Origin of the sequence: Paenibacillus praedii (assembly GCF_049725345.1) — a bacterium.
GTDB lineage: Bacteria > Bacillota > Bacilli > Paenibacillales > Paenibacillaceae > Pristimantibacillus.
This window is the reverse complement of record NZ_JBMWAM010000001.1, coordinates 495677-503476: the sequence shown is the minus strand read 5'-3', so window position 1 is coordinate 503476 and position 7800 is coordinate 495677. Positions and strand designations below refer to the sequence as shown.

Genomic DNA, 7800 nt, shown 5'->3' with positions numbered 1-7800 from the left:
TTTAATCTTGCGTGTGCCGTAGGCTTTTCGGTTCTTGAGAAAGATATCCACAATAGCTTCAGTGACATCATCTTCAGAACGGTTGTTCTGGATGATAGCTACTTTCGTCCCATGATCAGCGCGGCTTGCTTTAAAATATCCACCTCCATTTTCAGACGCTGGTTCTCTTTTCGCAAATCAATCAATTCCTCTTCTTCTAACGAGCGATTGTCCTTCTCTTTGAAGGAGCCCGTTGTTTGAGCTTGGTTGATCCAGCGGTCTAATGCAGAAGCTGTGAGGTCATATTCCTCCACAATCGCTGCTCTGGTTTTCCCATTTTCATAGAGCTGCACCATTTGCTTTTTGAATTCGGTTGTAAATGTTCGTCGTTGCTTTTTAGGCATTGTAGAGATCCGCTCCTTAGCATGATAGGTTTATTCTACAAGCCCTTATTTTTTCTGTCCAACTTAGTGTAGCCGATCCAACGTTGGGGTTTGCTTCCAACTTTCGTATCTTCTCCTCCGTAAAAACGATTCGTTTCAACTTTCCCATGACCTCACTCCTCTTCCCTGTATCTCGATTAAAACACAAATGACCCACAAGAGGGTCACTTTTTTTAAAGTGTCCTTCTTATGGGTCACAGTTCAACCTTGTAGCACAAGGGTCTTTAGGCTTCTTCGTGTATTCAATAATAAACGATTAAATTATTTGTTTTCCAGCTGTATAGTCTTCGAGAGATACTGATTTAGCTCCACTTTCTTGTTAGACAACAGAGTAGATAATTGAGCTTGTTTTTTGTTTATTTCAGTTAATTCTTCGTTTAATTTATTAATCCGGGTCAATTTACTGCTTAAATCACTTGGCAAAGTACTTTTTTTACTATCTTTTTGTAATTGCTTCAACTTGGTTTGAGCTTTATCTTTTTTTCGCTTCTCGTCCATGCATTGTTTTTCAATATTTGCGATTTCTCTTTTTAATCGGCTTATAATAGTTTGGGTAAAGCTAATTGACATTCGGGAACACCTCTTAATCATATAGTGAAGCATTGTACCATTCTACTACAGACTACCCGTATATGCGAGTAGTCATGCATTTCAGAGTTTTTCCCAACGATTACAGGCCAGCTAGTCGTGCGGTTAACACCCTTATTGTGGACACTACACCTCTTATTCGATTTCGATCTTAAAATTGCTTTAATTTGCTGCATTTACTCTAAAATGGATGTTTCGAACATGATTAGACTTTAACTTGCTTCGGTTTTACAGTCCCATCCATGACCGCCTCCATATATTCATATGGGGATAAGTCGTAGATGCTGCTATGAATACGGATGCGGTTATAATCCTGGATAAATTGACTCACAATCTCATAGGCCTGTGGATATGACTCAAATTCATGGCGCTGGTACCACTCCAATTCAACGATGGCGTGATAGGATTCAATGTGCACATTTTTATTCGGCGTTTTAGGCGGAATACGCTCGTGGACCATGTCAAACTCCGTACAGGCCTCTGCAAATCGATTACTAATGAATTGCGGACCATTGTCTGAACGGATCACTGTCTTATTCTCATTGTCAAATAGCTGCTGCTTCATCAACGCCTCCTGCGTTATTTGAAAAAGGTCCTTGGCTTCACAGAACAGTCCATGGTGATACGTGATAATAGCACGATCAAACACATCAATGATTCTCAGCAGAAAGAAGAAACGCTGTTCACCGGCAATCCAGCCATACTTAATAGCTGTTTCCCACCGGACACCGGTGCCGGGATGAGCGAGGAGCGGCGGCGGGGGCTTTTCAAAGCCGAGCTGTACGGAGGCGGCGGAGAGCCGACGGTTGCGACGTTCCAATCTTCCGGTCTGGGTCTGAAAATATCGAAGGTGCTTGCAGTGCAAATGGGCGGCGATCTAGAACTGAATTGGTCGGAGAAGGGAAAAGTGGTAGGATTGTTCCTTACAGAGACGATTTCGGCTGTATTCGATGAAATCCGCGATGCCGTTAAGCACGGAGTCGGCAGAACCAAAGGCTTCTGGGACGATCTGAAGGAGCGTCTGAACAGAATCGTGCTACAAATCATCTCCAAATGGAAAGAGGCGCTGAAAGAAGGCTTCGCTGGCATGCTCTCGGGCATTTTCTCGAATATCGTAACGGTTATAATAAATACGTTTATGACAACGGCCAAGAACATCGTACGCTTAATCAGGGAAGGTTTTTTTTCGATTGTCAAAGCGGTTAAGATGCTAATGAATCCGCCGGCTGGGATGACAAAAGAGCAAGCCTTTCACGAGGCGGGGAAAATCATTATAGCAGCGCTTGCCGTTTCTATAGGCATTCTGCTCGAAGAGACGATTGATAAGTTCCCGCCGATGAAACTGATCCGGTCCATTCCCGTTATAGGCGAGCTGCTGTACAGCACAGTGTTTGGATTCATGATCGGACTGGTGACCTCACTTGCTCTCTGGGGCTGGGACAAGCTTGACTTGTTCGGCGTGAAGGAAGGCGCCAGACATGATTTTGTGTTGAATATGCTGATTCAAGACCGGCAGCAGATCATAGAACAACACAAGCAGTGGCTCAGCCGCATGAAGGAGCGCGAGCCAGAGAGATTCTTGTTTCTAAGCGAAGAGCTTCGTCTCGTTTGGTAGAGAAAAACCAAGAAATAAGATATCGTTTGATTTGCGAATCCCACAATTCATTTCCATGCTTAAGTGTATGATCTCACTTTTTTACACGATTCGGTCGAGAATGTCCTTGTGATGACCGGATCACTCAATTGTTCATCCGATTCCCATAGAACAGCAAGATTTCGTACATATCCGTGCATATTGGGAGATTAGATATAACGACATTGACAGCAACGAGTTTCTCTCGTGTAATGCGTGGTAGCAAACCTCTAATAAGGCTTGGAAATCAAGGGTAACATTCGGAAATAAACAATGCCCGAAAGCCTTTTAAGAGTAGGCTTTCGAGCAATGGTAAACACTCAAGGATACCCCAAGGGCTACATTGACAGGGGAGGGGTCACAGGTTCGAACCCTGTTCAGATCATACAGAAAAACCCTTACAGTGTAAGGGTTTTTCGCCTTTTTAGGACTATTATCGAATTGAAATTTGGACAAAATACACTGATTCCCCCCTTGTAGTGTACCTCTTAATTTTACTCCTTAATGTTCATTGTTAAAAAATATACTTCCAAAATTTTTGGCTGTCTCCTTCTGCATACGATGGTGTGAGAGAATGGGAGCTAGTCACCTCCTCTCACTCGAGTCCATCTAAACGATAGCAGGATTCGACAATGTTCTCTCCGCAACATCATAGATGACACGGGCAATTAAATCCTGATTGTAGTTTCCGAAGTTTTGTCCGTAAATCGTAAGACCACCGACGTTGCCGGACTCAGACACGCCGATTTTGAATTTGATATCGGTATTCTGGTTTAGCTGTATATCAGCTATTGTCACATTAGAGATCAGACAGCCATCGATAAAGGTACCGTTCTCGTTAATTCTGAGCAATTTCAGCAGCCCATACTGATTCAAATGGGGCGGCCACCAATTAGGGTTGTTGGTTCCGCGTTCACTTCCGAAATCGCCGGGTGACGTCCACACGCCGAGTTCGACGCCATTGACGCTGAATACGAGGTCAGAAGGGTAATCATCGTTGTAAGTAGGGGCTTCGGAGCTAAGCTCCATAATGAATTGAAGCTCGTTAAAGCGTTGGTTCGGCTTTAGGTAGTTGGGAATCCGATACTCCAAGAAACCTTTTGTCAGCCAAACGATTCCCGCGTTAATATGCTGAGGATCGGCAAAGTAACGCGGATTGTCGAATTCGCCAACTATACTATCCTTGGTAGCGAGTCCGCATGTCGATTCCGCGTAGTAGTCGCAATAGTGACCGACCTTAATTTCCACTTCGTAAACGTTTGGATTTTCAGCACTTTTGTTCTTCAAATCAACGGTAAGCAGCTCTTCGTTCAAATAACAAATTTTTTGGATGCCGTGTCGGCCGACTGCAGTTGTTATGTCGATAAGACCGCTCTCTTCAAGCTTCTTGATATGCATCGTAATCGCACCATTGGTCAGCCCAAGCTTCTCGGCGATATCATTTAAGTTCAAACTGTCATATTTCGTCAACAGATCCAAAATTTCGATCCGGATTTCAGAACTTAATGCTTTGAAGATACTCAAGCCCGAACGCAGTTCTTTAATATGTATCATCGGAACGCATCCTCTCTAGGCTGTAATTATTTTAGTTTATTATAAATCAAAACAACTAAGATGAGAAGGAAAAGGTTGAATCGTTATAAAATTTAGTTAATCAAGTGTGAAAATCTAATGTAGGTTAGTGGATCATTAATTGTTAGCGCTTTATTCAAGTAGATCGATCGGATTATCTAGCATTTGTTTGAGTAAAAACTAAATTAAATTTATCTGAAAACGCATACATTTTATCATTGACAAACAAATTGGAGATATATATTATAAAACAATAAAACGTTTTAGATTTATATAAAACAAAAATTGAAAGTTTAAAATGAATGTGCGTTACCTTTTTAACAGCTTCAATCCTGAAAGGGATTAAGCATATAAATCTATTTATCGAGGGGGAAAAGAAGTGAAAAAGCAACTGCTTACGGTACTTTCTCTTCTAGTAGTGCTCACTGCGATTCTGTCAGCTTGTTCAAACAACACAGGTGGAGAGACGGGGGAGGCAAATACCCAGACTGACGGCACAGCGAAAGCGAAATTGGAATTATGGACATTCAATGAACTTCATCAAACATTCTACGAGGACATGGCTAGACGCTGGAATGAAGCGAATCCTGATAAACAATTTGATCTGACAGTCAATACGTTTCCTTATGACGACATGCACAACAAGCTTTTGGTAGCGCTCCAATCTGGAACTGGCGCTCCTGATCTCGCGGATATTGAGCTTAATAAGTTCCCGAACTTCCTTAAGGGAGAGCCGCAGCTTCTTCCGCTTAATGATGTGGTTGAGCCGGAGCTCGGCAACGTGGTTCAGTCGCGGATGGATATTTATGCCAAAGACGGTCAGTATTATGGGATTGACTTCCACGTTGGAGCTGCCGTTATCTACTACAACAAAGAAATTCTTGATCAAGCAGGCGTAAACGCCGATGATATTGAAACTTGGGCTGACTTTGAAGCGGCCGGCAAAAAAGTACTGGAAGCAACGGACGTTCCAATGACTTCGCTGGAAACAGCAGATCTGTGGTCCTTGTGGCCGCAAGTTTCTCAAGCACCTGGAAACGACGATTTCCAAACGGCAGACGGAAAAGTGAACATCACGAGCCCGCTCGTTCTTGAACCGATAAAATGGCAGCAAAACCTGCTGAAATCCGGCGTTGCAATTCCGGCTCCGGGCGGAAATCATCACAGTGAGGAATATTACGGCCTGATGAACAGCGGCGGCACAGCTTCTGTCTGGATGCCAATGTGGTATATGGGACGTTTCACAGATTACATGCCTGACCTCAAGGGCAAAATCATCATCAAACCGATGCCTGCCTGGGAAGTAGGCCAACCACGTTCCGCAGGTATGGGCGGTACTGGTACTGCAGTAACGAAGACGACTAAAAATCCAGAACTGGCAAAAGCATTTCTTGCCTTCGCTAAACTTTCTAAAGAAGGAAATATCGAGATTTGGAAACAGCTGGGCTTTGATCCGCTCCGTTCAGATGTATGGTCAGATCCAGCGCTCAGCGAGCCTAACAAATTTACCGAATATTTCGGACCGGATATCTTTGACGTTCTTAATGAGGTTAAAGATGAAATCGAAGGTGTAAACATCAATGAAACGACGCCTATGATCTCGGACGCTTTTAGAACGTCGGTACTCGTACGCATACTCCTTGACAACGAAGATCCTGAGAAAGTACTGAAGGAAGCTGCTGACCAGCTGTAATCAAATAACCTAATAGGTGTCACTAGCCCAATAGGGCTAGTGACACTAGTATTCGGAAGGAGGACCAGTAATGGCAAACAACTCGCCGGAGGCGATTACCGGAGTGGAGACGCCGAAAACCTCGAAGAAGATTTCAGGTATCTTGTACAATCAGAAAATTGCCCCTTACGTGTTCGTGCTTCCTTTTCTCATCTCATTTGTAGTTTTTTTCGCTTCTCCGGTCTTATCAGCTATTAATATGAGCTTTCAGTCCGTTCTTCCGGGACAAGTCGAATATATTGGGCTTGCTAATTATAAGGACCTTTGGAATCCAACCTTTTTGAAAGCGCTTATAAACAGCAGTAAATATACTTTCTATACGCTTTTAATTCTCATACCCATACCATTGATTTTGGCAGTTTTTTTAAATTCCAAGATAATGGTTGCCAAAAACTTTTTCCGATCCACACTTTTTATTCCCGCGCTGACTTCCGTAGTTGTTGCAGGCACTATCTTCCGGCTTGCTTTTGGAGAACTGGAAGGCTCACTCATGAATACGATTATTTCCTACTTCGGAATAGAGAAGCAGCGTTGGCTCGGCAAGGAATATTTGGCTATGATCACGCTCATCACCCTTGCCGCTTGGCGTTGGATTGGTATCAATCTCCTTTATTTTATGGCGGGACTCCAGAATATTCCTAAGGAATTGTACGAATCAGCTGAAATAGACGGTGCTTCAACTTGGGATAAGTTTCTCCGTATTACGGTTCCCTTGTTGAAGCCAATCACCATTTATGTGTTCACAATCAGCATTTACGGCGGTTATTCCATGTTCACGGAGAGCTACATGCTGTGGGCCGGCAACCGCTCGCCGAATGATATTGGGTTAACTATAGTAGGCTACCTGTATCGTAATGGGCTGGAGCAGAACAATCTGGGGCTCGGATCGGCCGTCGGTATCGCACTGCTTGCGATTACTTTGATTATTACGTTAGCTCAACTTAAATTTTTTGGGATGTTCAAGAAGGAGGACTGAATGATGGGGCAAGAAGAGAAAACCAAATGGTCGCTCAATAAGGTGTTGCTTCTTTTCCTGTTTATCATTTTTGCGGCATTTGCGGTGTTCCCGCTTGTCACGCTGATCATCGCCTCCTTTAAACCAGCGCAGGAGCTGATGAGGTTCGGTTTAAACTTGAAGATTAGTCCGGAAATTTTTTCACTCAAGAACTATTCGTATCTATTCTCAGGTGAATCGCTGTATTTAACCTGGTACAAGAATAGCTTGATCATCACCGCAGTATTTACGGTTCTCTGTTTGTTTCTATCCTCGATGGTCGGATATGGTTTAGCTGTATACAATTTTAAATTTCGCAATCTCATTTTTGCTTTAGTGCTCATAACCATGATGGTTCCGCTTGAAATCATCATTTTGCCTTTGTATAAGCTTTCGATCTCACTGAATTTGATCAACAGCATGTGGGGGATTATTCTCCCGTTCGTAGTCGCGCCGCTGCCGATCTTTTTCTTCCGCCAGTATGCGAGCGGATTGCCTAGAGATTTTCTGGATGCGGCGCGTGTAGACGGGACTACTGAATTGGGCACATTTTTCCGCATCATGATGCCGTTAATGGCACCCGCTTTCTCATCCATGGCGATATTGCAGGCATTGTTCGCATGGAATAATTTCCTTTGGCCGCTGATCGTACTGCGGACCAACGAACAGCTGACGATTCCGATCGGTCTCGCCACGCTGCTGACGCCTTATGGGAATAACTTCGACATGCTGATTTCTGGGGCCGTCATGGCAATTATTCCGATTCTTATAGTGTTCTTGTTCTTCCAACGATATTTCATTGAAGGTATGACAGCAGGCGGGGTCAAAGGATAATCGTATTTGCATACGTTTTTATTTC

At 43.6% G+C, this 7800-nt stretch carries 7 protein-coding genes and 1 pseudogene; 4 read left to right on the top strand and 4 right to left on the bottom strand.

The window, feature by feature from the left end:
• Positions 1 to 98: 98 nt before the first annotated feature.
• The 3 genes and pseudogenes from ACO9K6_RS02495 to ACO9K6_RS02485 form a co-directional block, all read right to left on the bottom strand.
• Positions 99 to 383 (bottom strand): annotated as a pseudogene (locus tag ACO9K6_RS02495) (transposase); the annotation flags it as partial.
• A gap of 300 nt (positions 384 to 683) precedes the next feature.
• Positions 684 to 992, bottom strand: coding sequence for a hypothetical protein (locus ACO9K6_RS02490; RefSeq protein WP_424765935.1), 309 nt, complete (start codon positions 990 to 992; stop codon positions 684 to 686).
• Between the two features lie 223 nt (positions 993 to 1215).
• Positions 1216 to 1704, bottom strand: coding sequence for a transposase (locus ACO9K6_RS02485; RefSeq protein WP_424765959.1), 489 nt, complete (start codon positions 1702 to 1704; stop codon positions 1216 to 1218).
• Here ACO9K6_RS02485 and ACO9K6_RS02480 point away from each other — a divergent pair.
• Entirely contained in the window at positions 1630 to 2625 is a 996-nt protein-coding gene (locus tag ACO9K6_RS02480; RefSeq protein ID WP_424765960.1) for an ATP-binding protein, read from the top strand. The genes ACO9K6_RS02485 and ACO9K6_RS02480 overlap by 75 nt on opposite strands.
• A gap of 627 nt (positions 2626 to 3252) precedes the next feature.
• On the opposite strand, the gene ACO9K6_RS02475 is transcribed toward ACO9K6_RS02480, so the two are convergent.
• A complete protein-coding gene (locus ACO9K6_RS02475; RefSeq protein WP_424765934.1) occupies positions 3253 to 4197 on the bottom strand; it encodes an ArsR/SmtB family transcription factor in 945 nt (314 codons plus the stop codon).
• A 397-nt stretch (positions 4198 to 4594) separates the two neighbouring features.
• On the opposite strand from ACO9K6_RS02475, the gene ACO9K6_RS02470 reads away from it, so the two are divergent.
• The 3 genes from ACO9K6_RS02470 to ACO9K6_RS02460 all read left to right on the top strand — a co-directional run bounded on the left by ACO9K6_RS02470 (position 4595) and on the right by ACO9K6_RS02460 (position 7775).
• On the top strand, positions 4595 to 5908 hold the full coding sequence (locus tag ACO9K6_RS02470) for an ABC transporter substrate-binding protein (RefSeq protein ID WP_424765933.1): 1314 nt from the start codon (positions 4595 to 4597) through the stop codon (positions 5906 to 5908).
• 70 nt (positions 5909 to 5978) lie between these two features.
• A complete protein-coding gene (locus ACO9K6_RS02465; RefSeq protein WP_424765932.1) occupies positions 5979 to 6923 on the top strand; it encodes a carbohydrate ABC transporter permease in 945 nt (314 codons plus the stop codon).
• A 3-nt stretch (positions 6924 to 6926) separates the two neighbouring features.
• A complete protein-coding gene (locus ACO9K6_RS02460) occupies positions 6927 to 7775 on the top strand; it encodes a carbohydrate ABC transporter permease (protein WP_424765958.1) in 849 nt (282 codons plus the stop codon).
• Positions 7776 to 7800 lie beyond the last annotated feature (25 nt).